Source organism: Mycolicibacterium gadium, from assembly GCF_010728925.1.
GTDB lineage: Bacteria > Actinomycetota > Actinomycetes > Mycobacteriales > Mycobacteriaceae > Mycobacterium > Mycobacterium gadium.
This window is the reverse complement of sequence record NZ_AP022608.1, coordinates 597,620-621,507: the sequence shown is the minus strand read 5'-3', so window position 1 is coordinate 621,507 and position 23,888 is coordinate 597,620. Positions and strand designations below refer to the sequence as shown.

Annotated in this window: 22 protein-coding genes; 5 read left to right on the top strand and 17 right to left on the bottom strand. The window is 66.9% G+C overall.

Features of this window, described 5'->3' with window-relative positions:
- Positions 1-47 precede the first annotated feature (47 nt).
- A complete protein-coding gene (tyrS, locus tag G6N36_RS02960; protein WP_163684822.1) occupies positions 48-1,370 on the bottom strand; it encodes a tyrosine--tRNA ligase in 1,323 nt (440 codons plus the stop codon).
- A 60-nt stretch (positions 1,371-1,430) separates the two neighbouring features.
- Here tyrS and G6N36_RS02955 point away from each other — a divergent pair, with 60 nt between their 5' ends.
- A complete protein-coding gene (locus G6N36_RS02955; protein ID WP_163684820.1) occupies positions 1,431-2,111 on the top strand; it encodes a class I SAM-dependent methyltransferase in 681 nt (226 codons plus the stop codon).
- A 9-nt stretch (positions 2,112-2,120) separates the two neighbouring features.
- Here the strand turns inward: G6N36_RS02955 and G6N36_RS02950 are convergent, their stop codons facing one another.
- Positions 2,121-2,768: a DNA-3-methyladenine glycosylase gene (locus G6N36_RS02950; RefSeq protein ID WP_163690339.1), complete on the bottom strand. Its 648-nt coding sequence runs from the start codon at positions 2,766-2,768 to the stop codon at positions 2,121-2,123.
- 24 nt (positions 2,769-2,792) lie between these two features.
- On the opposite strand from G6N36_RS02950, the gene G6N36_RS02945 reads away from it, so the two are divergent.
- Genes G6N36_RS02945 through G6N36_RS02935 form a run of 3 tightly spaced genes read left to right on the top strand, consistent with a single transcriptional unit; the run spans position 2,793 to position 4,938 of the window.
- A complete protein-coding gene (locus G6N36_RS02945; RefSeq protein WP_163684818.1) occupies positions 2,793-3,548 on the top strand; it encodes an ABC transporter ATP-binding protein in 756 nt (251 codons plus the stop codon).
- Positions 3,491-4,318: an ABC transporter permease gene (locus G6N36_RS02940; protein ID WP_163684816.1), complete on the top strand. Its 828-nt coding sequence runs from the start codon at positions 3,491-3,493 to the stop codon at positions 4,316-4,318. The genes G6N36_RS02945 and G6N36_RS02940 overlap by 58 nt, the downstream gene beginning before the upstream one ends.
- Positions 4,319-4,323: 5 nt before the next feature.
- Positions 4,324-4,938, top strand: coding sequence for a TetR/AcrR family transcriptional regulator (locus G6N36_RS02935; RefSeq protein ID WP_163684814.1), 615 nt, complete (start codon positions 4,324-4,326; stop codon positions 4,936-4,938).
- Here the strand turns inward: G6N36_RS02935 and G6N36_RS02930 are convergent.
- The 3 genes from G6N36_RS02930 to G6N36_RS02920 all read right to left on the bottom strand — a co-directional run bounded on the left by G6N36_RS02930 (position 4,921) and on the right by G6N36_RS02920 (position 8,768).
- Positions 4,921-5,136: a Trm112 family protein gene (locus G6N36_RS02930; protein ID WP_163684813.1), complete on the bottom strand. Its 216-nt coding sequence runs from the start codon at positions 5,134-5,136 to the stop codon at positions 4,921-4,923. The two genes, G6N36_RS02935 and G6N36_RS02930, sit on opposite strands and share 18 nt — an antisense overlap.
- Positions 5,137-5,145: 9 nt before the next feature.
- Entirely contained in the window at positions 5,146-5,706 is a 561-nt protein-coding gene (locus G6N36_RS02925) for a hypothetical protein (protein WP_163684810.1), read from the bottom strand.
- Positions 5,707-5,807: 101 nt separating this feature from the next.
- Entirely contained in the window at positions 5,808-8,768 is a 2,961-nt protein-coding gene (locus G6N36_RS02920) for an acyl-CoA synthetase (protein WP_163684808.1), read from the bottom strand.
- Between the two features lie 140 nt (positions 8,769-8,908).
- Between G6N36_RS02920 and G6N36_RS02915 the strand changes: the two genes are divergently transcribed.
- Positions 8,909-10,663, top strand: a complete 1,755-nt coding sequence (locus tag G6N36_RS02915) for an ABC-F family ATP-binding cassette domain-containing protein (RefSeq protein ID WP_163684806.1) — start codon at positions 8,909-8,911, stop codon at positions 10,661-10,663.
- On the opposite strand, the gene argH is transcribed toward G6N36_RS02915, so the two are convergent.
- Genes argH through pheS form a run of 12 tightly spaced genes read right to left on the bottom strand, consistent with a single transcriptional unit; the run spans position 10,660 to position 23,864 of the window.
- Positions 10,660-12,072, bottom strand: coding sequence for an argininosuccinate lyase (argH, locus tag G6N36_RS02910; RefSeq protein WP_163684804.1), 1,413 nt, complete (start codon positions 12,070-12,072; stop codon positions 10,660-10,662). The two genes, G6N36_RS02915 and argH, sit on opposite strands and share 4 nt — an antisense overlap.
- A gap of 2 nt (positions 12,073-12,074) precedes the next feature.
- Positions 12,075-13,289, bottom strand: a complete 1,215-nt coding sequence (locus G6N36_RS02905) for an argininosuccinate synthase (RefSeq protein ID WP_163684802.1) — start codon at positions 13,287-13,289, stop codon at positions 12,075-12,077.
- A 2-nt stretch (positions 13,290-13,291) separates the two neighbouring features.
- Positions 13,292-13,783, bottom strand: coding sequence for an arginine repressor (locus G6N36_RS02900; RefSeq protein WP_163684800.1), 492 nt, complete (start codon positions 13,781-13,783; stop codon positions 13,292-13,294).
- Positions 13,776-14,705, bottom strand: coding sequence for an ornithine carbamoyltransferase (gene argF / locus G6N36_RS02895; RefSeq protein WP_163684797.1), 930 nt, complete (start codon positions 14,703-14,705; stop codon positions 13,776-13,778). Before argF ends, G6N36_RS02900 begins: the two co-directional genes overlap by 8 nt.
- The gene (locus tag G6N36_RS02890; protein WP_163684795.1) at positions 14,702-15,880 is read right to left on the bottom strand and encodes an acetylornithine transaminase; all 1,179 of its coding nucleotides are present in this window, start codon (positions 15,878-15,880) and stop codon (positions 14,702-14,704) included. Before G6N36_RS02890 ends, argF begins: the two co-directional genes overlap by 4 nt.
- Entirely contained in the window at positions 15,877-16,749 is an 873-nt protein-coding gene (argB, locus tag G6N36_RS02885) for an acetylglutamate kinase (protein WP_163684793.1), read from the bottom strand. The genes G6N36_RS02890 and argB overlap by 4 nt, the downstream gene beginning before the upstream one ends.
- Complete coding sequence (gene argJ / locus G6N36_RS02880; RefSeq protein WP_163684791.1) at positions 16,746-17,960, bottom strand: bifunctional glutamate N-acetyltransferase/amino-acid acetyltransferase ArgJ; 1,215 nt, start codon at positions 17,958-17,960, stop codon at positions 16,746-16,748. Before argJ ends, argB begins: the two co-directional genes overlap by 4 nt.
- Positions 17,957-18,991, bottom strand: a complete 1,035-nt coding sequence (gene argC, locus G6N36_RS02875; RefSeq protein ID WP_163684789.1) for an N-acetyl-gamma-glutamyl-phosphate reductase — start codon at positions 18,989-18,991, stop codon at positions 17,957-17,959. Before argC ends, argJ begins: the two co-directional genes overlap by 4 nt.
- Positions 18,992-19,009: 18 nt before the next feature.
- Positions 19,010-19,894, bottom strand: coding sequence for a hypothetical protein (locus G6N36_RS02870; RefSeq protein WP_163684787.1), 885 nt, complete (start codon positions 19,892-19,894; stop codon positions 19,010-19,012).
- Between the two features lie 30 nt (positions 19,895-19,924).
- A complete protein-coding gene (locus G6N36_RS02865) occupies positions 19,925-20,293 on the bottom strand; it encodes a SpoIIAA family protein (protein ID WP_163684785.1) in 369 nt (122 codons plus the stop codon).
- 41 nt (positions 20,294-20,334) lie between these two features.
- Entirely contained in the window at positions 20,335-22,821 is a 2,487-nt protein-coding gene (gene pheT, locus G6N36_RS02860) for a phenylalanine--tRNA ligase subunit beta (RefSeq protein WP_163684783.1), read from the bottom strand.
- Positions 22,821-23,864, bottom strand: coding sequence for a phenylalanine--tRNA ligase subunit alpha (pheS, locus tag G6N36_RS02855; RefSeq protein ID WP_163684781.1), 1,044 nt, complete (start codon positions 23,862-23,864; stop codon positions 22,821-22,823). Before pheS ends, pheT begins: the two co-directional genes overlap by 1 nt.
- Between the last annotated feature and the right edge of the window lie 24 nt (positions 23,865-23,888).

Genomic DNA, 23,888 nt, shown 5'->3' with positions numbered 1-23,888 from the left:
GAATGACGACACCAATCCCCGCCGGGCCGCAGTCGCAGCCCGACCACCTAGCCAACGCGTTGGACGCCGGCGATATTCCGTTTGCCCCGTCGCAGCACCAACCAACGGCCGTGCAGGAAGTCCGACGGCTGCGGCACCCACTCTTCGCTCTCAATCCGGACGTTGTTGACGTACGCACCGCCCTCGCCGATGGTGCGACGGGCCGCCCCCTTGCTCGCCGACAGGCCGCTGGCCACCAGCAGGTCGGTGATCGCGTCGGGTCCCCCCGGCGCCAAGTCGGCGACCGACGCCTCGCGCAGAGCCGCGGCCAACGTCGACTCGTCCAGCTGGGCGAGCTCACCACGCCCGAACAGGGCCTGGCTGGCGTGCTCGACCGACGCCGTGGCCGCCTCCCCATGGACCAGGTTGGTGAGCTCGCGGGCCAACCGACGCTGACCTGCACGTTCATGGGGCCGCTCGGCGGTTGCCTCCTCCAGCGCCGCCAACTCTTCGGGCGACAGGAACGTGAACCATCGCAGGTAGCGGACGACGTCCGCGTCTGCGGTGTTCACGAAGTACTGGTACCAGGCATAGGGGCTGGTCATCTCCGGGTCGAGCCACAGGCTGCCACCGCCGGTCGACTTACCGAACTTCTGGCCCTCGGAGTCCGTCACCAGCGGGGTGGTCAGCGCGTGCACCGTCGCCCCTGTCTTCTGGCGGACCAGCCGGACTCCGGCGATGATGTTCCCCCACTGATCGGACCCGCCGATCTGCAGTCCGCAGCCGTACCGCTGGTGCAGCTCCACGTAATCGTTGGCTTGCAGAAGCATGTAGCTGAACTCGGTGTAGGAGATGCCGTCACCGTCGAGTCGTCGTCGCACCGTGTCACGGTCGAGCATCACGTTGACGGAGAAATGTTTTCCGACATCGCGGAGGAATTCGATGGTGGGCATCTGGCCGGTCCAGGTGAGGTTGTTCTCCACCACTGCGCCGGTGGGCGAATCATCGAACTCGACGAAACGCTCGAGCTGGCCACGTATTCGGTCCGCCCACTCGGCGACGGTGTCGGCGTTGTTGAGCGTGCGCTCGCCGACGTCGCGCGGATCGCCGATCATGCCGGTGGCGCCGCCCGCCAGCACGATCGGACGATGTCCGGCGCGTTGAAACCGGGTCAGCGTCAGGAGCGGGATGAGGTGCCCGGCATGCAGGCTCGGCGCCGTCGGATCGAATCCGGAGTAGACGGTGACAGGACCCGCGGCAAGCTCCGTGGCCAACGCGTCCCGATCGGTGGACTGCGCGATCAGCTTGCGCCATTCCAGCTCATCGAGGATGTTCGGCGTGTCCTTAGACGTCACGCAATCGATCTTCCCGTACAGACTCGCAACGGCCATAACCGGTGCCGCTAGCATCACGGACGACTTCCTTCGCCGATGAAAGAGAGCCAGCACCGCATGACTCCGCCGCGGCCCAATCCAGTGGAGATTCGCAAAGGAGCGGCTTTTTACAACGCGCGCGGGCTCTTCATCTACAACCTCTACGTCTTGAGGTTCAACAACCGATTTCTATGGCGCTGTCCCCGACGTCGACTTCTCCGTCACTACGATCAGCACATCCGCTGCAATCACCTCGACGTCGGGCCTGGCACGGGTTGGTATCTGCAGCACGCCACGTTTCCCTGCCGGAACCCCAGCGTCACCCTGCTTGACCTGAGCCCGGACAGCCTCGCGACGGCGAGCAGGCGCCTACGCAAGCTCTCCCCGGTGTCGGTCAACGCGGATATCTATTCGCCGATCCCCACGGACGAAAAATTCGACTCCGTCGCCGCCAACTACGTCTTCCATTGCATTCCTGGTGACTGGGAGACCAAATCATCGGCGATTGAACACATCGCCGCTGTCCTCTCACCCGATGGCGTGTTCTTCGGGTCCACCATCCTGGGTCAGGGCGTACATCACAACCGGCTGGGTCGGCGAACGATGGCCCGGTTCAACGCATCCGGCACCTTCCACAACCAGACAGACGACCTCGCCGGCCTACAGAAGGCGCTGGACACATACTTCGACCAGTACACGACGACGATGGTCGGCAAGGTCGCGCTGTTCAGTGCCACACGACCTCGCACGGCGACGTAAGCCGGAGGACTAGTCGCTTTCGCCGGGAGCCGGTGCCCGTGGGCTGCGGCGATACAGCGACACCTCGGGACGTCCGGCCAGCCACAATCGCCACGGGCGATCGGCCGCCTTGCTGACACCCACCCGCGGCCCGGCGACTCCGTCGCGCTTTTCCCCCAACATCAGTTGGATCGGGCTGTTCTCGTCAAACAGGTCAATCCCGTTGTCTTCCATCGTGATTCCCATTGCCGAGCACAGATTGCCGGGACCGCGAGCGAGTGCCGCGGGGCGGACCGTTTCGCCGCGGCGGCCTTGCGCAACGTCGGCTCCGGATTCGATCGCGGTGGCCCGCAGCAGCACCGCACCCGCCACCTGGTCGGTGGCGCACACGACGTTCGCGCAGACATGGATGCCGTGGCTGCGGTAGGTGTAGAGCCGCCCCGCCGGACCGAACATGACCGCGTTGCGCCCTCCCCTGCCGCGATACGAATGCGAAGCCGCGTCGGGCCATGGCCCGTCTTCGGGCCCGCCGTACGCCTCGACCTCCACGATCATCGCGCTCACGCCGCGGCCGACCAGCGTCGCTCCGAGTAGGCGTCGCGCCGCGGTCAGCGGGTCCACGGACAGCCGGCGCACGCTCACCGCTGCGATTCTGCCCGGCACCCTTGACACCACCATCGGCCGGGGAGCATTATTCACCACATGATGAGTTCATCGAACGGTGAATTATCCGGCGGAGCTGCCGACGCCGCGATCGACGTCGAGAACCTGCGGGTCATCAGGGGTAAGCGCGTCGCATTGGAGGACATCACGGTCCGGATCGCGCGCGGCACCATCACCGGACTGCTCGGTCCGTCCGGATGCGGCAAGACCACACTCATGCGCAGCGTCGTCGGCACGCAGATCATCGAACGGGGCACCGTGACGGTGTTGGGCCGCCCGGCCGGATCGGCCGAGCTGCGGCACCGGGTCGGATACGTCACCCAGGATCCGACGATCTACGACGATCTGAGGGTCATCGACAACGTCCGGTACTTCGCGGCATTGACGGGAGTCGACACCGCCAGCGCCGACGAGGCGATCGCCACCGTGGGGCTCGACGATCATCGAACTGCGTTGTGCGGCAACCTCTCCGGTGGCCAACGCACTCGCGCCTCACTCGCCTGCGCACTGGTGTCGCACCCCGATCTGCTGGTGCTCGACGAGCCCACCGTCGGTCTTGACCCCGTGCTGCGAGTCGACCTGTGGGAGCAATTCCACCGGCTCGCCGCCGGGGGTACGACGCTACTCGTGTCCAGTCACGTCATGGACGAAGCCGATCACTGCGGCGACCTGCTGCTCATGCGCGAGGGCCATCTCCTCGCACACACCACACCCACGAAGCTACGAGAGGACACAGGATGCCAGTCACTGGAGGAAGCGTTCCTGTCCGTCATCCGGCACAGCACCGCAGCCTGAAGAGTCCGAGCCGGCTGAGCCCGCAGGCCTACCTGGCCACCACCACGCGGATCCTGCGCCAGCTCGCCGCCGACCACCGCAGCGTGGCGATGATCCTCGTCGTGCCGAGCCTCATCATCGCGTTGATGTACTTCATGTTCCAGAACGCACCACATCCGCCCGGCGCACCGTCGCCGTTCAACAACGCCTGCCTCATCATGCTGGGCGTGTTCCCGCTCATCGTGATGTTCCTGATCACCTCGATCACCATGCAGCGCGAACGGGTTTCAGGCACGCTGGAACGGATCCTGACGACCCCCCTGCGCCGTGTGGACCTGCTGGCCGCCTACGGCACCGCGTTCTCGATCGCCGCCGCCGCGCAAGCGACGCTGGCGTGCATCGTGTCGTTCTGGTTTCTCGGGCTGGACACCGCGGGCAGCCCCATCCTGGTGTTCATCATCGCGATCATCAACGCGGTTCTGGGGGTTGGGTTGGGTCTGCTGTGTAGTGCGTTCGCCCGCACCGAGTTTCAGGCGGTGCAGTTCATGCCGCTGGTGATCGCTCCGCAGCTGTTGCTGTGCGGCATCATCGTGCCCCGCGACGTGATGCCCGATTGGCTGCAATGGATCAGCAACGTGTTGCCTGCCAGCTACGCTCTGGAGGCGTTGCAACAGGTCGGTGCGCACGCGGAGCCGACGTTCATCGCGGTGCGGGATATCGTCGTCGTCATCGGCTTCGCGATCGTGGCACTGTGCCTGGCCGCGGCGACGCTACGACGAAGGACACCGTAACGGGATTGACCACCAACGCAGAACGTAAGCGTCCCGGGCGACCACCCGGCACGTCCGATACCCGCGAGCGCATCCTCACCAGCGCGCGGGAGTTGTTCGCCCGCAACGGGATCGACAAGACCTCGATTCGCGCCATCGCCGCGGACGCGGACGTAGACCCCGCGCTGGTACATCACTATTACGGCACAAAGACGCAGTTGTTCGCCGCGGCGATCCACATCCCGATCGACCCGATGCAGATCATCGGTCCGCTGCAGCAGATCCCCGTCGAGGAGATCGGCCACACGCTCCCGTCGCTGCTGCTGCCGCTGTGGGACTCCGAGTTGGGTAAGGGGTTCATCGCCACTTTGAGGTCGATTCTGGCCGGCAATGACATCTCGCTGTTTCGATCGTTTCTGCAGGACGTTGTCGCCAGGGAAGTGGGCTCCCGCGTTGATGATCCGCCCGGCAGCGGGATGATCCGAGTGCAATTCGTCGCATCGCAATTGGTCGGCGTGGTGATGGCGCGCTACATCCTGGAGCTGGATCCGTTCAAATTGCTTCCGGTCGAGCAGATCGCCGAGACCATTGGCCCGAACCTGCAGCGCTACCTCACCGGAGACCTACCCGGCCTGCCCTGACGCCCGCTCCAGCAGGCGGTTGTGTTCGGCATCGTCGGTGATGGTGACGGCTTCGTCGATCAGCAGGACGGGAACTCCGTCCTCGATGCGATACGCACGCCGCAACCGCGGGTTATAGAGGAATTCGTCGCCCACTAGGAGCAGCGGGCCGCGGTCCTCGGGGCAGACGAGGATGCTCAGGAGTTTTTCGTCGAGCACGGCCGCGCGTCAGCCCAGCGGGATGGTCATGGTGCCGGGTCCGGCCGGCGCTTGCACGGACGAGCCCGGGAGAACCGCCACGGGTCCGGCCACCGGCCCCTGCTGCTGAGCCATGATCTGCTGTTGCGCCTGCAGCTTGCGCTGATAGGCAAGCGTCGCCTTCAAAGCCTCGACCAGCGGCGTCTGGTTCGGCCGGTATTCCAGCGCGTCCTGGATGGCCTGCTTGTTCGCATTGGACGGCTTGAAGCCCTGGGCGCGCATGTTCAGTACGTCGTCGATCAACTTCGACAACTGACCACCGCCATCACCGAGGTTGTACTCGTTGTGGATGATCATCAGCGCCTGGTCAGCGGTCATCGTCGGTTGCTCACCGCCGGCGGCTTGCGCCTCGCCGTCGTCCCGTTTCTTGCAGTCGTCGCCGGTGCAGCTGCGCGGAGCCGGGTCGGTCGGCTCCGCAGGCTGGGCGAGCGCTGTGGGAACCCCGAATCCGGACATCAGACCCGCGACGAGCACCCCGCCAACGATGGCGCGACGCCATTTGACGTCGGCATTTCCGGCCTGCGATGTCATCAATCCTCCAGCGCGATAGACCACTGATTCCCCGGCCCGGTGGCGATTTGCCGCCAGCGGGAGCCTAACAGCGAGTCGACCGCATGGCACGGCCGTCACAGTCACCCACCAGCGATCTCGGCGCGCACCGCGACGGTCAACCGCTTGTACCGATTCGTATCGGTGTCCAGATACCAGGCGTTACGGGACGCCTTGGGGATACCGGCTTCGCGCAGCGGACTCAACAGCGGCCGGAACGATGCACTGAGCGACATCTCAGGCACCACGTGGACGAGGTCGGGCGGGTTGCCGACCGGCAAATCCGCGAGCGCTTCCGACAGATCCGCCGACGGAATGGTCCCGCCCGGCCGCAGGGCCAGCGCCGTCACGGCGAGGCAGTGGCCGTCGGTCTCCACCCCGTAGGTGACCGCCAGGTCCACGGCGTTGAGGCGGCTGACGGCGTCGTTCACCGTCGAGGCGTAGACGACACCGCGCAGCGTGTGGATCAGCTGACCGCGGCTTTCGACGAGCCAGTAGTCGCCGTCATCGTCGCGCCGGAACAGGTATTCGCTGGACACCCACGTGTCCGCGGGTGCGAACACCCCGCGCTTGACCGACGCCGTCGGATCGATCGGTCCCCGCGGACGGGCAAGCAGCACCCCCACCTCGTTGACCTCTGCGCGACGGACGAATCCGCGCTCGTCCTCGAGAATCAGGTCGTCGTCGGGGTCGTAGGCGGCCAGAGCGATCTCGCCACTGCCGGGCAGCGGCCTACCCTTGCTGCCGACCTTGGCGCCGGACACGTTCGCCAAGACGGCCTGCCCATCCGAGGTCGCGAAGAACTCGACGATCTGGGCCGGTTCGAATACGTCGGTCACCCGCTTCCACAGACCGGTCGGCATGCCGGAGCCGATGAACAATCGGACCGGGTGGCTGCCGGTGAGCGAGAACGACGGGTCGTCGATGACGTCGCGCAGCATCGCCCAGGTGTAGGAGACGACGGTGACGCCGTACTGGCGGATCTCCTGAAGGAATCGGTCCGGACGCAGACCCCGCGACAGTGCGATGCGGGATCCGCCCACCACCGCGCCCCCGAGCGCGACCAGCAGTCCGGATTGGTGGTGCAGCGGGGTCAGGCAGTACACCGTGTCGCCCCGTCCGAGGTTCGCGGCCGACGCGGTGCCAATCGCCGACAGTGCCCAGCGGTAATTGGTGATCTGCCGCGCGACGAATTGACCGCCGATCGAGCTGAACCCGATGAAGGCCAAGTCCCGCGCGAGTCCCGGATTCGGCCGGTACCAGCCGGGCAGGTCGACCGCGTCGGGATCGATCTTCTCCATGTCGATGACGTCGGCGTCTTCGGGCAGATCCAGGTCGCGCACCTCACCGCCGCCCAGCACCAGCACGCGCATGTCGAGCCGTCGGGCGGCCTCGAGGTTGCCGGGGTCGGTGATGATTTCGGACACCGAACCCAGTCGGGCGGCGATCGGCAGGTCGGCGTCGGGCGGCATCAGCACCGCCACCGCGCCCAGGCGCGACAGCGCGGCGATCGCGACCAGCGCGCTTGGCCGGGTCTCCATCAGCACGCCGACATGCGCACCCTGCCGAACTCCCACCCCGATCAGACCGCGGACCACATTGTTGATGCGGCGATCGACCGCCTCGTACGTGTGGACCCGGCCGTCGAAGAGCAACGCCTCGCCGTTGGGGAGGTCGCGGGCCTGCTCGGACATGATGCGGCCCAACGAGATTCGGGTGTGCTCGTTGATCTGACCCAACCGAGCAAGACGGGGCAGGGTGCGATACGTCTCGACAGCTATGGCGCGCGCTGATTTGTTGGCCGCAACCAGCGCGCCGGCGGCCGACCGAGCCATGCTGAACGCCATTTCCGTCGCGGCATTCGCGCCGTGCGCCACCCGCGAGCTCAGCGAGACACCAGTTTCACTGTGCTCCTCAGGCTGCAACGCCATCGGTGTCACACCCTCGGGCATATCCCCGGCACTGTCGATCCACTTGACCCACTGAGCGACTGCGGGCCAGGTCTGCGTCGACGCCTTGGAACCGACAACAAGCCCGAAATGTCCTGCGCGAATGAGGAATTCGTAGACATCCGCCTTCGGGGCCGCGCGCTTGATCCCGCGCACCGACGCCGGCTGACCGATGTCGTCGACCTCACCGATGACGGCCAGCACGGGGCAGTCGATGTCGGACAGGGTGACAAGGTCGCCATGAATCGAGAAGCCGCCGCTCATCATGCGGTTGTGGGCGATGAACTGCTTGAGCAGTTCGGCGATCGCGGGTCCCGACCACGCGATCCAGCCCTCGGAGGCGAGGAAGCGACGCTGTTGTTCGCGGGGCAGCAGCGCCTCGCGGTCGTGCAACTGGCGGAGGAAGTCGATACGGGACTGCGCGGTCTTGATGGGGTCGAGCATCTGGAAACCGGTGCGGGCGAGCCAACCCGGGATGTCCATGCGGCTGAAGACATGGTCGGCCATGAAGTCCGCGGCGGCGGGCGCCAGGCTGGCCGGCAGGTTCATCGGCAGCGCGGCCAGCGTGTCCACGGGTGAGCCGAAAGCCACGATGCTGGCGAGGTCCTTGGACCGCCGGTAGGCGGCGGTCTGGTAGGCGAACATGCCGCCCTGCGAGTAGCCGGCCAGGTGGACGTCACGGCCGGTCACCTCTTTGACGGTGTCGATGGCCTCGCTCAGCGCGACGACGTGGTCGGCCAGGTTGCGGTCCATCCCGCCCTCGACCTTGTCGGGCGACCCGAAGTCGATGACCCATGGGTCGATGCCCGCCTTGTGCAGGATGCCGACGGCGCCTTCGTCGCGGGTGACGTCCCACATATCGGCCGACATCATCATGGGATGCACCATCAGCACGGGCGGCCCGGGTTGCTTTGCTCCCGGCCTGGCGTCGGGTGGGAAATACCTCCGCAGCCGGTACATGGGCACGCTCTGGATGATCTGAAACGGCGACGGCACGGCTCCGGTCTCCAGGCCGCCGTAACGCAGGACTTCCAACCCGTTTTGCGCGGTCGCGACCAGTCGTTCCACTGGTCGGGTCAATCCGGACAGGTCCACCAACGCACGCTCCCCTAGCTCGCCAATCCCCCGACTGCTGCCAATGATCATGGCATAGCACGAGTTGATGACCGTCAGGTTCGACGGTTGCCCTCGAGCGACGGCTTCGGCGCACAGCGGGCCACCTATCATCGGGCGCGATGGCGAATCTGATCAATGTGGAACGCGCGAGCGTCGGGTACGGCACCCGCACGCTGCTCGACGCCGTCAGCCTCGGAGTCGACGACGGCGACGCGATCGGGGTCGTGGGACGCAACGGCGACGGCAAGTCGACGCTGCTGCAGGTACTGACGGGCACCCGTGCGCCCGACTCCGGCCGGGTGACCCACACCTCGGGGCTGTCGGTGGGGTACCTGCGCCAGAGCGACGACTTCAGCGGCGCGACCATCAGGGACGTGATCGTCGGCGGCCGGCCCGACCATGTCTGGGCCGCCGAATCTCGCACCCGCGACGTCGTGTCCCGTCTGCTCTCGGACGTCGACCTGGACCGCGAGGTCGGCGGGCTGTCCGGCGGTGAGCGGCGACGGGTGACGTTGGCGACCGAACTCATCGCCGGTCACGACGTCATCGTGCTCGACGAGCCGACGAACCATCTGGACGTCGAGGTCATCGGTTGGCTGGCGGATCATTTGAAGGCGCGACGCGCCAAGGCGTTGGTGGTGGTGAGCCACGACCGGTGGTTCCTCGACGCGGTGTGCACCAAGACGTGGGAGGTGCACGACGGCACCGTCGACGCCTACGACGGCGGATACGCGGCGTATGTGCTGGCTCGCGCCGAGCGTGCGCGGTTGGCCGCCGGGGTCGAGGCGCGTCGCCAGAATCTGATGCGCAAGGAGCTGGCGTGGTTGCGGCGGGGTCCGCCGGCGCGGACATCGAAGCCGAAGTTCCGCATCCAGGCGGCCAACGACCTCATCGCGAACGAACCGGAGCCGCGGGATTCCCTTGCTCTGCAACGCTTTGCGACCGCCAGACTGGGTAAGGACGTCTTCGATCTGCACCGTGTGCGCCTCGAGGCCGGCGACAAAGTGATTCTCGACAAGCTGGACTGGTCCATCGGGCCTGGCGCGCGCATCGGTCTCGTCGGCGTGAACGGCACCGGTAAGACGACCGTGCTGAAGCTCTTGGCCGGCGAGCTCACCCCCACCGCCGGCACCTTCAAGCAGGGAAAGACACTCAAGATCGGCTACCTGAGTCAGGCCCTGATCGAGTTGGACCCCACCGACCGCGTGCTCGATGCGGTCGAAAGGTCACGCCGTTCTACGGAACTGGCGGGTGGCCGGGAGGTCAGTGCGTCGTCACTGCTCGAGGACTTCGGGTTCACCGGAGACAAGTTGACGACGCGGTTGGGGGACCTGTCGGGCGGCGAGCGGCGGCGGTTCCAGTTCCTGCGGTTGCTGCTCGACGAGCCCAACGTGCTGCTGCTCGACGAGCCCACCAACGATTTGGACATCGACACCCTGACCGTGATCGAGGACTATCTCGACGGCTGGCCGGGGACGCTGATCGTCGTGACGCACGATAGGTACTTTCTCGAGCGGGTCTCCGATGTCACGTACGCGCTGACCGGCGGTGGACGGTGTGATCTGCTGCCCGGCGGTGTCGAGCAGTACCTCTCGGAGCGGGCGGCCGCGGTCTCCCCCGAACCGGTGCGCACCGAATCGCAGCGCAATGAATCGGCGTCGGCGCGGGAACGGCGGGCGGGCAAGGAGATGGCGCGCATCCAGGGTCAACTCGCCAAGCTCGACGAGCGGATCGTCGCGGTGCACGAATCGATGGCCGAGGCGGCCGCCGATCACGTGCGGGCCGGTGAACTCAATGCCGAGTTGCAGGAAATGCTGGCGCGCAAGGAATCTCTCGAAGAGGCTTGGCTGGCCGCCGCCGCCGCCGACGACTAACGCCGCAGCCGCAGCCGCAGCCGGTCGCTCGTCGCGCGGACGGCACCGAGCTGTTTGGCGACCTGGATGGGCGCGGTGCCTCCCCTGGCGTCCCGGGAATTCACCGACCCGTCGATGGTGAGCACCTCGCGAACCCGAGGTGTCAGCTCCGGGTGAATGCCCGTCAGCTCGACGTCCTCGAGATCCTCGAGGCCGACGCCGCGAGCTTCGGCGGCACGTACGGCGGCGCCTGCGGCCTCGTGCGCCACCCGGAACGGCACTCCCCGCTGCACCAGCCATTCGGCGACGTCGGTGGCCAGCGTGTAGCCGAGCGGGGCCAGTTCGGCCATCCGGTCGACGTCGAACCGTAGCGTCGCGACCAGGCCCGCCATGGCAGGCAACAGCAGTTCGAGTTGGAGAACGGAGTCGAACACCGGCTCCTTGTCCTCCTGCAGATCCCGGTTGTACGCCAGCGGCTGCGCTTTCAGGGTCGCCAACAGCCCGGTGAGGTTGCCGATCAGGCGGCCCGATTTGCCGCGGGCCAGCTCTGCGATGTCCGGGTTCTTCTTCTGAGGCATGATCGAGCTGCCCGTGGACCAGGAGTCGTGCAGCGTCACGTAACCGAATTCGGTTGTGCTCCATAGGATGATATCTTCGGCGAGGCGCGACAGGTCGACGGCGATCATCGAGAACACGAACGCCGCCTCGGCGGCGAAATCACGCGACGCCGTGGCGTCGACGGAATTGTCGGCCGCCGCGTCGAAGCCGAGTTCCTCGGCGATCGCGTCGGGATCCAGCCCGAGCGACGATCCGGCCAGGGCACCCGATCCGTACGGCGACACGGCGGCCCGCTTGTCGAAGTCGGCGATGCGGTCGACGTCGCGCAGCAGCGGATGTGCGTGCGCGAGCAGATGATGCGCCAACAGGATCGGCTGTGCCGACTGCAGATGCGTCTTTCCCGGCATGATCGCCGTCGGATGCGCCGCGGCTTGAGTCGCCAGCGCCGAAACCACCTCGAGCGCCCCGTCGGCGACGCGCCTGACTGCGTCGCGCAGCCACATCCGGAACTGGGTGGCCACCTGATCGTTTCGCGAACGTCCCGCGCGCAGCCGACCGCCCAGTTCCTCGCCGACCCGGTCGATGAGGCCACGCTCCAGGGCACCGTGGACGTCTTCGTCGGTCACCAGCGGTCCGAAGCTGCCGTCAGCGACATCGGAGGCCAGGTTGTCCAGGCCGACGAGCAGGCCGTCGCGCTGCTCCTCGGTGAGCAGCCCGGCCCGGAAGAGCACACGCGCATGCGCCTTCGACGCCGCGATGTCATAGGGCGCCAGCACCCAGTCGAAGTGCGTCGACTTGCTCAGCGCCGCAAGGGCGTCCGATGGACCGTCGGCAAACCGGCCGCCCCACAGTGAGCCCTCGTTGGTGCTCATGCCTACCGGCCTGCCAGGTCCCGTTGCGCGGAGATCTTCGACGACAGTCCATGCACGTGCACGAAGCCCTTGGCCGACGACTGGTCGAAGGTGTCGCCCTCGTCGTAGGTCGCGAGGTTGAAGTCGTACAGCGACTCGGCACTGCGCCGCCCATTGACCGCAATGTGCCCGCCGTGCAACACCATCCGGATCTCGCCGGACACATGCTCCTGGGTCTTGGCGACGAACGCCTCGAGCGCCGCCTTCAACGGCGAGTACCAGAGACCGTCGTACACCAGCTCCCCCCACTTGCGGTCGGTGCCGCGCTTGAACCGTCCCAGTTCGCGCTCCAGCGTGACGTGCTCGAGTTCGGTGTGCGCGGTGATCAGGACCATCGCACCCGGGGCTTCGTAGATCTCCCGGCTCTTGATGCCGACCAAGCGGTCCTCGACGACGTCGAGCCGGCCGACGCCCTGCTCACCTGCGCGGTGGTTCAGTTCCTCGATGGCCTGCAGCACGCTGACGTCGCGGCCGTCGATCGAAACCGGAACGCCGCGTTCGAATCCGACGATGACCTCGTCGGGCGTGTTCCAGTTGACCGTAGGGTCCTCGGTGTAGTCGTAGACGTCCTTGGTCGGCGCGTTCCACAGGTGCTCGAGGAAGCCGGTCTCCACGGCGCGGCCCCAGACGTTCTGGTCGATCGAGAACGGCGAGCGCTTGGTGACGTTGATCGGGATGGCGTTCTCCTCGGCGAACGCGATGGCTTTCTCCCGGGTCCAGGCATAGTCGCGGACCGGGGCGAGCACCTCGAGATCCGGTGCCAGCGAGGCGAATCCCACCTCGAAGCGCACCTGGTCGTTGCCCTTGCCGGTGCAGCCGTGCGCGACGATACCTCCGCCGTGCTCGCGTGCGGCCGCCACGAGATGCTTGACGATCAGAGGGCGGCTCAGTGCCGACACCAGCGGGTAGCGGTCCATGTACAGCGCATTGGACTGGATCGCGGGAAGACAGTACTGCTCGGCGAATTCGTCCCTGGCGTCGACGACGACCGCCTCGACCGCGCCGCAGTCGATGGCCCGCTGCCGGACCACCTCCATGTCCTCGCCGCCCTGGCCCAGGTCGATGGCCACAGCAACCACCTCTTTGCCGGTCTCCTTGCCGATCCAGCTGATCGCGACCGAGGTGTCCAGACCACCGGAATACGCCAGGATGACGCGCTCGGACCCCGGTTTCGACATACCTAATCTCCTCTGTGTTGAATGCTTTCAAGCTTCGCCGCGAGTTCGGCACCGGTCATCGGCTCACGTGCGATCACCAAGATGGTGTCGTCGCCGGCCACTGTGCCCACAACGTACGGCAGCGCAGCGCGATCCATCGCGCTGGCAAGGTAGTGCGCGGCTCCCGGCGGCGTTCGCAGCACCGCGAGGTTGGCGCTGGCATCCGTGGAGACCAACAGATCGGCGAGCAGTCGCGACATCCGTTCGGTGCCACCGGAGATGCCGCGAACCGGGCTGCCGTCCTCGGGCACGACGTACACCCCGACGCCACCGTCGGCGCCGCGCAGCTTGACCGCACCGAGTTCCTCCAGGTCCCGTGACAGCGTCGCCTGGGTGACGTCGATCCCTTCGTCGGCGAGTATCGACGCCAGCTCACTCTGGCTGTGGATCGACTGCGACGACAGGATCGACACGATGCGAGCCTGCCGACCTGCGCGGGTAGCGGCGCTAGTCACCCGACCGCTCCATCAACCAAACCAGCAGGGCCTTCTGGGCGTGCAGCCGGTTCTCGGCTTCATCCCACACCGCGCTGTGCACGCCATCGATCACGTCATCGGTGATCTCGTCTCCACGGTGCGCCGGAAGGCAGTGCAGAACAATCACATTCGGCTTCGCACGTTCGACGAGACCGGTGTTGATCTGGAAGGGTCGAAACGGTCCCACCCGGTCCAGGCCGTCGTTCTCCTGACCCATCGACGTCCACGTGTCGGTGACGAGCACGTCGGCACCGTCGGCGGCGGCCTCCGGATCGGCCGTCACCGTCACCGAGGCGCCGGTGTCGGCGGCCCGTTCGTTGGCGGCCGTGACAAATCGCGGGTCCGGCTCGAAACCGGCTGGAGCGGCGACGGTGACGTGGACGCCTGCGGTGACCCCGCCCAGCATCAACGAGTGAGCCATGTTGTTGGCACCGTCGCCTAGATAGGTCAGCCGCAGACCGTTCAGGGTGCCCACGCGTTCGTCGAGCGTCTGTAGATCGGCCAGCACCTGGCAGGGGTGGAACTCGTCGGACAGCGCATTGACGATCGGCACCGACGCCCCAGAAGCCATGGTGGTCAACCGATCCTGTCCGAATGTGCGCCAGACGATCGCCTCGACATACCGTGACAGGACCCGCCCGGTGTCCTCCAGTGTCTCGTCGCGACCGAGCTGCGTGCTGCGGCCGTCGACCACCACCGCGTGACCGCCGAGTTGAGCGATGCCCATCTCGAACGAGAACCGCGTGCGCGTCGAGTTCTTGTCGAAGATCACCGCGACGCCGCGCGGACCCTCGAGCGGGCGCCGGCTGAATGGCGCCTTCTTCAGCTCCGCGGCCAGCGCCAGCACCTCGGCCTGCTCGTCGGGTGTGAGGTCGTCGTCGCGAAGGAAGTGGCGGATCATCGCGCAGACCCCGCGGCTGTGTCGAGCACACCGGGAAGCGCACCGAGGAAGTCGTCGACCTGCGCGTCGGTGAGGATCAGCGGTGGGACGAGTCGGATCACGTTCGCGGCGGGGGCGTTGACGAGGAACCCGGCCTCCCGTGCCGCGACCTCGACCGGCTTGGCCACCTCGGAGGTGAGGACGACGCCGAGCATGAGCCCGCGACCACGCACATGGTCGATGGCCGGATGCCCAAGCGACTCGATTCCGTGGTGCAGCGACTTGCCGAGAACACCTGAGCGCCCGACAAGGTCGTCGTCGGCCAGCACCCGCAACACCGCCAGTGCCGCCGCCGTGCAGACCGGATTGCCGCCGAACGTGCTGCCGTGCATGCCCGGGGTCAGCAGCCCGGCGGCCTCACCGGTCGCGATGCAGGCGCCGATCGGCAGTCCGCCACCAAGACCCTTCGCGAGCGTGACGACGTCGGGCGTGATGCCGTCGTGCTGATGCGCGAAAAATGCTCCGGTGCGGCCCATTCCGGTCTGCACCTCGTCGAGCACCAGCAGCGCGCCGTGTGCCGCGGTGATCTCCCGGGCGGCCACCAGGTATCCGGCGGGTGGAGTCACGACGCCGCCCTCGCCCATGATCGGCTCGAGGAACACTGCCGCCGTCTGGTCGTCGACCGCGGCGTCGAGCGCTTCGACGTCGCCGTACGGCACATGGGTGACGTCGCCGGGCAGCGGAGCGAACGGCTCCTGCTTCGACGGCTGGCCGGTCAAAGCCAGCGATCCCATCGTCCGGCCATGGAATGCGCCCTGTGCGGCAACGAGTTTCGTGCGCCCGGTGAGCCGCGAGATCTTGAACGCAACCTCGTTGGCCTCAGTGCCGGAGTTGCAGAAGAACACCCGCGCATCGTCGACACCCAGCAGTCCGACCAACGCTTCGGCCAGTGCGATGCCGGGCTCGGTGGCATAGAGATTCGACGTGTGCCCCAGCGTGTTGAGCTGGCGGGTGACGGCCTCGATGACGGCGGGATGCCGATGACCGAGGATGTTGACCGCGATACCGCCCACCAAGTCGAGATATGACCTGCCGTCCGCGTCGGTCACCACGGCACCGTCTCCGCTGACCAAAGTCAGCGGCGGCGTTCCGTAGTTGTCCATCATCACGGCTTCCCAGCGCTGCGCGAGGGTCATGCGCTCACCACCTTGGTCCCCGTCCCCTCATCGGTGAATAGCTCAGCCAGCACACAGTGCTCGACGCGGCCATCGATGACGTGTGCGCTCGGCACACCGCCCGATACGGCACGTAGGCAGGCCTCGATCTTGGGCACCATGCCGGCTTCCAGTTTGGGTAGCAGCTGAGTCAATGCGGCCGTGTCGATCTCACTGACCAGCGAACCGCGATCGGGCCAGTCGGTGTAGAGGCCCTCCACGTCGGTGAGCACCACCAGCTTCTCAGCTCCCAGCGCCTCCGCCAGCGCGGCCGCCGCGGTGTCGGCGTTGATGTTGTGCACCACGCCTTCGGCATCGGGTGCGATCGTCGAGACCACCGGGATGCGGCCTGCGTCGATGAGATCGAGCAGCGAATCCGCGTCCACCTTTTCGACGTCACCGACGAGGCCGATGTCGGTCGCCACCCCGTCGACGGTCACGTCGCGCCGCACGGCGGTGAAAAGATGCGCGTCTTCGCCTGTCACGCCCACGGCGTACGGACCGTGTGCATTGATCAGGTTCACCAGTTCGCGGCCGACCTGTCCGAACAGCACCATCCGGGCCACGTCGAGCACCTCGGGTGTGGTGACGCGGAATCCGCCCTTGAAATCACCTGCGATACCGAGCTTTTTGAGCATCGCACTGATCTGCGGACCGCCGCCGTGGACGACGACGGGATGGATGCCGCAATTGCGCAGGAACACCATGTCGTCGGCGAACGCGGTCTTGAGGGTGTCATCGGTCATCGCGTTGCCGCCGTACTTCACCACCACGATCTTGTCGTGCAACTGCTTGAGCCACGGCAGGGCGGCGGCGAGTATCTGCGCCTTGACGGGCGTCGCGAGTGTCATGAGCTGTAGGCCGAGTTCTCTTCGACGTATCCGTGGGACAGGTCGGTCGTCCGGATCGACGCCCGGTCATTGCCGACGCCCAGATCGATGGTGACGTCGATCTCTTCGCCGGACAGGTCCACGTCACGGGCACCTGGTGCTCCGACGCCGTCAACGCACACGGCAAAGCCGTTGAACGACACGCTGATCCGATCGACGTCCAGCACGACCGGCGCCATCCCCACCGCGGCCAGTACGCGGCCCCAGTTGGGATCGGACCCGAAGAGCGCCGTCTTGACGAGGCTGTCGCGAGCCACCACGCGGGCCGCCGTCAGAGCATCCTCTTCGGACTCGGCTCCTGTCACGGTGACGACGATGCGTTTGGTGACCCCTTCGGCGTCGGCCTGCAGTTGTGCGCACAGGTCGTCGCAGACCCTCAGGACCGCGTCGTCGAGATCGCTTTGGCTGGGGGCGATCTCGCTGGCGCCGGAGGCAAGCAGCAGAACCGTGTCGTTGGTGGAACAGCTGCCGTCGACATCGAGCCGGTCGAATGTCATGGCGGTCGCCTTGCGTAGCGCCTGATCGAGGGCATCCGAACTGGCGACGGCGTCGGTGGTGATGACGCACAACATGGTCGCCAGCGACGGCGCCAGCATCCCTGCGCCCTTGGCCATCCCACCCACCGTCCAATTGTCACTATGGTGCAGCGCAACCTGTTTCGGCACCGCGTCGGTGGTCATGATGGCCCGTGCGGCCTCTTCGCCGCCGGTCAGCCCGCCGGCCATCTCATGGACGACCTCGGTGACGCCCGCCAGCACCTTGTCCATCGGCAGCCGGTCGCCGATGAGCCCGGTGGAACACACGGCGACCTCGATCGCCCCGGTCTCGGTGCCCCAGTCGGAAAGCGCCGCGGCGACGGCCTCTGCGGTGGCGTGAGTGTCCTGAAAGCCCAGCGGCCCGGTGCAGGCGTTCGCGCCGCCGGAATTCAGCACGACGGCACGCAGCCGCCCGGTGGTGAGCACCTGCTGCGACCACAGCACCGGCGCGGCCTTCACCTTGTTGCGGGTGAACACGGCTGCGGCGGCGTGGTCGGGTCCCTCGTTGAAGACCAGCGCGAGGTCGAGCGCGCCGGAAGCCTTGATGCCCGCGGCGATTCCGGTGGCCCGGAAGCCGGCGGGGGCGGTGACACCCTGAGTGCGGATGAGCCGCGCGGTGTCGGATAGCTCGGTCACGGCGCCACGCCCACGATCGAAAGTCCTTCCGTCTCCGGCCAGCCCAGCGCAAGGTTCATCGATTGCACCGCGGCCCCACCGGTGCCCTTGACGAGGTTGTCGATCGCCGCGATGCCGATGAACGTCGAGGCGTCCTCGTCGACGGCGACCGCGAGCTGAGCGGCGTTGCTCCCGATCACCGCGCCGGTCTTGGGCAACTGACCCTCAGGGAGCAGATGAATGAAAGGCTCGGCGTCATAAGCCTTCTCGTAGGCGCTGCGGATCTGCGACAGCGGTGTGGTGGTCTTGGCGGTGCAGGTGGCCAGAATGCCGCGCGAGGTCGGGATGAGCACCGGGGTGAACGACACTGTGACGCCCTTGTCGGTGACGGCCTTGAGGCCCTGTGCGATTTCCGGGGTGTGTCGGTGCTTGCCGCCGACGTTGTAGGCGCGCGCGGATCCGATGACCTCGGAGCCGAGCAGGTCTGTCTTGGCGGCGCGCCCGGCACCCGATGTGCCGCTGACGGCGACGATGGTGACCGCGGGCTCGACAAGTCCCTCGGCGATCGCGGGCCACAGCGCGAGCAGGGCCGCGGTCGGATAACAACCCGGAACGGCGATCCGGGTGGCGCCGTGCAGCCGGTCACGGGCGCCGGGCAGCTCGGGCAGGCCGTACGGCCAGCTGCCTGCGTGCGACGACCCGTAGAACCGTTCCCAGGCCCCGGCATCGGTGAGGCGGAAATCGGCACCGCAGTCGACGATGACAGTCTCGCTGCCGAGTTGGTCCGCCAGGGCTGCGGAATGACCGTGCGGAAGCCCCAGAAAAACCACATCGTGGCCCTTCAGGGTGTCGGCGTCGGTGGCCTCGAGCGCGCGGCCAACCAGCGGAAGCAGGTGCGGGTGATGCTCACCGAGCAGGGTGCCGGCGCTTGCGGCCGCGGTGAGGGCGCCGATCGTCAGCCGCCCGTCGGCATACGCGGGATGCCCCAGCAGCAATCGCAGGATCTCCCCACCTGCATATCCGCTGGCACCGGCCACAGCGACGGAAGTCATGCACGCGATTCTGCATGGTTATGCATCCTCATGCAAATTCATATGATTGCGGTCCGTCAGCAGCAGCCAGACCAGCGTCACCAGGGCGATCGCGGTCGCCTGGACGCTGAGCACGAAGGCCGCGAACTCGTGCATCGTCGCTGCCACCCCGCAGGCGGTGCGATCGGATACGACCAGCATGGAAAAGCTCATCATCTCGGCGACGCAGAGCATCACGACGGTCAGGATCGGCGCCGCTCGCTGGCCGAGGGTGCGCAGGGGCGACGACCGCCGCAGGAAACCCAATTCGATGCCGAGGGTCACCAGCAGCATGGGTATGACCTGCACCATCTGCGCGAAGAAGTCGGTCGAAACGGTATCTGCGCACTCCCCTTCGATGTTGAGCACCGGAAACCACAACGCGGATGCGACCTGAACGACCAGCGTGCCGACAAGCAGCGGCAGGATCCAGTCTCTGCGTCCGAGACCGCGCCCGCCGGACGACCCGACGTCCAGGACGGCCACCAGCACGAGGCTCATCGAGACCGTGAACAACATCGACAGCACGATGTCCACCCCGAGATTGAGCGGGAGGAACGCCATCGCGACGTGAAGCACCACCATCAGCGCCGCCCCCAGCGGCCATGGGCCGTGCAGTAACCTCGGCAGGAACTCCTGCCACGACATCGTCCCGCCCAGTTGCTCCCGGGCCTCCATGCGCCATTTGAGCCCGGCGGCACACAACACAATCGCGGTATCGACCAGGAAGACGATCCACCGCGAATACGAGACATAGCCGCCCGCACCGGCGTAGGCGAGGTCGACGATTTCGTCGTTGTAAGTGAAGGCGACCACCATCAGAAACATCGCGAGTATCGCGATGCCGTCTACCGAAGTGCGCGGCCGCTCCCCCGTCTCGACCATGCCGGCCTTTCCTCCGCGACGCCGGCGGAATCAGCCGGCGGCCCATTCCTTGGCTCGTTCGAGGTCGTCGAGGCCGAACACTTCGAGTTCACCGGGCACCATCCAGCCCACTACATGCACGGTGTGCGCGACCCACTCTTTGTCGGTGACGATCGCGATGCGCTTGAACGTCGACCGATGGTTGATGAGGGTGCCGAACCCCTGCTTGAGGTCCTCGACCAGCCCTCCCCGTCCGAAGCCCGCATAGTCGGGCGCGATGACCTCGACGATCCGGACGTCCTCACCGCCGAGCAGCTTCTCCAGTTCGGGCTTGAACTCGATCATCTCCTCGCCGGTCACCTTGCCCGAAACGCGAATTCCCGCAACGCCGGCGGGCATGTCCTGCAGTACCTCGATCATGGCTACGTTCCTACTCCGGAATCGACGGCACCACTCCGAAATCAGCGGCGCTGCTCTGCCCCCACACGATCGGCCGCCGCCTGGACCGCACCGTCCCGGGCGGCGCTCGCCTCGTCCTCGGTGAGCGTGCGGTCGGTGGCCCGGAACCGCAGCGCCAGCGCCAGCGACTTGCGCCCTTCACCGATCTGCGGGCCGGTGTAGACGTCGAACAGGTGTACGTCCTCCAGCAGTTCACCCGCACCCTCGCGAACGGCATCGATCACGGCCTGCGCGGCGACGTCCTCGCCGACGATGAGCGCGACATCCTGGAACACCGCTGGAAACGGCGATACGGCGGGCGCGGGAAGCGTTTCGGTGAGCGGGATCGCATCGAGGTCCAATTCGACGGCACAGGTGCCTGCGGGCAGACCGGACCGCTCGATGACGGCGGGGTGCAACTGGCCCGCATATCCGACGACGGCATCGCCGATGACCACCTCGGCACATCGGCCAGGATGCCAGGGCAGGTGCTGGGCGGATCGCAGTGTGAGCTCTACGCCTGCGGCACGGGCGATGACGCGCACCGCCTCGAACGCGTCGCTGGCGTGCACGGGCCTGCCCCGCCCCCACGGGCCCGCGGGCTCGCGCAGCCCCGTCAAAACCGCGCCGACGTGTTGCGGCTGACGCGGCAGCGAGGCGTCGAGCGTCGCGATCTCGTCGGAGGTCGGCCGACGGTCAATCGGAATACGTTCCACTGCACGGGTTTCCGTTGTCGGCTCGACCACCTGAGCGATAGCGAACAATGCGGCATCCACCGCTCCGCGAGACACATTGCGCCCCAAGGCTTCCAACAGTCCCGGCAGAATAGTGGTGGCCAGATGGGGCCGATCGGCTTCCAACGGATTCAGCACCTGCGTGGTGGACCGGCGCGGGTCGTCGGCGGGCAAGCCCCACTGGTCGAAGATTCCCGCGGGCAGGAACGGGGTCGGCAGGATCTCGACATAGCCGCTCAGCGCCAGCGACTTTCCGATCGCGCGGCGCCGCTTCTGCGCGGGGCTCAGACCGCGGCCCGGCGGTGCGAGCGGCAGCACCGATGGGATGACCTCGAGGCCCTCCAGCCGCAATACCTCCTCGACGAGGTCCGCGGGCTGACGGAGGTCGGGGCGCCAACTGGGTGGTGTCGCGGTCACCTGACCGTCGCTCACGACGACACGGGCGCCGATCTGAGTGAGGCGCTTCTCGGTGGTACCGACCGCGTACTCCACACCGGCCATGCGGTCGGGCAGGTCGACCGCCATGCTGACCGGCGCAGGCGACCAGTCCTCACGAGGGGGATCTCCACGCCAGTCGGTCAACGTCGGTTCGACTGTGCCCCCGGCAATCTCGGCCAGCAGCGTGCTGCAGCGATTCAGTGCGGCGACGGAGATCGCCGGATCGACGGCCCGTTCATAGCGACGGCCCGCCTCACTGGCCAGGTGCAGACGCCGCTGCGTGCGCGACACTGCGGCGGGGTCCCATACCGCGGCCTCGAGCAACACATCGGTGGTGCTGTCGCGAACCTCGGTGGTGCCCGCGCCCATCACGCCGCCGATCGCAGCGGTGGCGACATCGTCGACGATGAGCACGTCGGCAGGGTCGAGGCGACGTTCGATGTCGTCGAGCGTGACGACGGTTTCCCCCGGTTCGGCGAACCGGACCCTGAAGCCGCCGGTGATCAGGCTGCGATCGTGTGCGTGCATCGGATGCCCGATCTCGAGCATCACGTAATTGGTCACGTCGACGGCCGGCGAGATGGCCCGGATGCCGGACAGCAGTAGCCGTCGTTGCATCCACCACGGCGACACCGCTTTCGGATCGATGCCGGTGACCGGACGCAACCCGAAGCGCAGCACCCCGGTGCCCCCGTCGATCGTCAGCGGCAGTGCCTCACCTTCGGCGGGCAGGGGCGCGATGTCGGCCGGGTCGACGTAGTCGAGGTCGTACGCGTTGGCGATCTCACGGGCCATTCCGCGCACCGACAGGCAGTAGCCGCGGTCCGGGGTGATCGCCAGGTTGAACACGGTGTCGTCGAGACCGAGGACGTCGGCGGCCGGCGTGCCGGGCTCTGCCGTACCCTCCGGCAGCACCAGGATGCCGGAATGATCGGAGCCGAGGTTGAGTTCCGCGGTCGAACAGATCATGCCGTCACTGGTGCGGCCGTACGTCTTGCGGGTGGCGATGGCAAAGTCACCCGGCAGCACGGAACCTGGCAGGGCCACAACGACAAGGTCGCCGACCGCGAAGTTGGTTGCCCCGCAGACGATGTCACGCGGCTCGGCTTCACCCACATCGACTTTGACCGCGCGGATGGGCTTCTTGAACTCGGCCAGTTCCTCGATCTCGTCGACCCGGCCGACCGTCAAGGGCCCTGTGACCGGCCCGACGGGAAGGACATCTTCGACCTCATGACCGATGCGGATCAGGGTCTGTTCCAGTTCCTCGGCTGACACGTCCCAGCCGGGAGCACCGGCTTGGACGACCTCGCGCAGCCAGCTGTAGAGCAGGCGCATCAGGCTCCAACCCCGAACGGCAGCGAGAAGCGCACGTCGCCCTCGACCATGTCACGCATGTCGGGGATACCGTTGCGGAACTGCAGGGTGCGCTCCAATCCCATGCCGAACGCGAATCCGCTGTAGACCTCTGGGTCGATACCGCAGGCGCGCAACACGTTCGGATTGACCATGCCGCAGCCGCCCCATTCCACCCAGCCGGGGCCGCCCTTCTTGTTCGGGAACCAGATGTCGACCTCGGCCGACGGTTCGGTGAACGGAAAGAAGTGCGGACGAAACCGCGTACGACCCTCGGGTCCGAATTCGGAACGGGCGAACGCGTCGAGCGTTCCGCGCAGGTGGGCCATCGTCAGCCCCTTGTCGACGGCCAGCCCCTCCACCTGATGGAAGACCGGGGTGTGGGTGGCGTCCAGCTCGTCGGTGCGGAAGGTGCGGCCGATCGAGATGATGTAGACGGGCAGCTCGCGCTCGAGCAGCGCCCGGATCTGGACCGGTGAGGTGTGGGTGCGCAGCACCTGCCGCGACCCGTCGGGCGCGACATGGAAGGTGTCCTGCTCGCTGCGGGCCGGGTGGTCGGGCGGAAAGTTGAGCGCGTCGAAGTTGAACTGCTCGGTCTCGACCTCGGGCCCCTCGGCGAGCTCCCAGCCCATCGCGACGAACGTGTCGGCGACATGCTCGGCCAGGATCGTGATCGGGTGACGGGCCCCGACCGGCTGCCGGGTCGACGGCAGGGTCACGTCGATGCGCTCGGCGACCAGCACGGCGGCGTCGCGCTCGGCCCGCAAAGCCGCGAGGCGCTCGTCGTAGGCCTGCTGCGCCTCGGTACGCGCCACGTTGACCCGCTTGCCCGCGTCGGCGCGGTCGGCCTTGGGCAACGAGCCGAGCGCCTGGCGCGCGAGCGCAATCGGTGAGCGGTCACCGAGCTGCTCCGTCTTGGCGCGGGCAAGAGAGTCGAGGTCATTCGCCGCGTCGAAGGCATGCCGAGCCGCGCTGACAGCCTTCGTCAACGCTTCTTCAGACAGGTCTATTGGCTGATCAGCCACCCGGCGATCATATGCGTGGCAGGT

What these genes read in the sequence shown, in the direction of transcription:
- tyrS (WP_163684822.1), bottom strand. Translation starts at nt 1,370, where the DNA reads ATGGCCGTTGCGAGTCTGTACGGGAAGATCGATTGCGTGACGTCTAAG.
- G6N36_RS02955 (WP_163684820.1), top strand. Translation starts at nt 1,431, where the DNA reads ATGACTCCGCCGCGGCCCAATCCAGTGGAGATTCGCAAAGGAGCGGCT.
- G6N36_RS02950 (WP_163690339.1), bottom strand. Translation starts at nt 2,768, where the DNA reads ATGGTGGTGTCAAGGGTGCCGGGCAGAATCGCAGCGGTGAGCGTGCGC.
- G6N36_RS02945 (WP_163684818.1), top strand. Translation starts at nt 2,793, where the DNA reads ATGATGAGTTCATCGAACGGTGAATTATCCGGCGGAGCTGCCGACGCC.
- G6N36_RS02940 (WP_163684816.1), top strand. Translation starts at nt 3,491, where the DNA reads ATGCCAGTCACTGGAGGAAGCGTTCCTGTCCGTCATCCGGCACAGCAC.
- G6N36_RS02925 (WP_163684810.1), bottom strand. Translation starts at nt 5,706, where the DNA reads ATGACATCGCAGGCCGGAAATGCCGACGTCAAATGGCGTCGCGCCATC.
- G6N36_RS02915 (WP_163684806.1), top strand. Translation starts at nt 8,909, where the DNA reads ATGGCGAATCTGATCAATGTGGAACGCGCGAGCGTCGGGTACGGCACC.
- argH (WP_163684804.1), bottom strand. Translation starts at nt 12,072, where the DNA reads ATGAGCACCAACGAGGGCTCACTGTGGGGCGGCCGGTTTGCCGACGGT.
- G6N36_RS02905 (WP_163684802.1), bottom strand. Translation starts at nt 13,289, where the DNA reads ATGTCGAAACCGGGGTCCGAGCGCGTCATCCTGGCGTATTCCGGTGGT.
- argF (WP_163684797.1), bottom strand. Translation starts at nt 14,705, where the DNA reads ATGATCCGCCACTTCCTTCGCGACGACGACCTCACACCCGACGAGCAG.
- G6N36_RS02890 (WP_163684795.1), bottom strand. Translation starts at nt 15,880, where the DNA reads ATGACCCTCGCGCAGCGCTGGGAAGCCGTGATGATGGACAACTACGGA.
- argB (WP_163684793.1), bottom strand. Translation starts at nt 16,749, where the DNA reads ATGACACTCGCGACGCCCGTCAAGGCGCAGATACTCGCCGCCGCCCTG.
- argC (WP_163684789.1), bottom strand. Translation starts at nt 18,991, where the DNA reads ATGACTTCCGTCGCTGTGGCCGGTGCCAGCGGATATGCAGGTGGGGAG.
- G6N36_RS02870 (WP_163684787.1), bottom strand. Translation starts at nt 19,894, where the DNA reads ATGGTCGAGACGGGGGAGCGGCCGCGCACTTCGGTAGACGGCATCGCG.
- G6N36_RS02865 (WP_163684785.1), bottom strand. Translation starts at nt 20,293, where the DNA reads ATGATCGAGGTACTGCAGGACATGCCCGCCGGCGTTGCGGGAATTCGC.
- pheT (WP_163684783.1), bottom strand. Translation starts at nt 22,821, where the DNA reads ATGCGCCTGCTCTACAGCTGGCTGCGCGAGGTCGTCCAAGCCGGTGCT.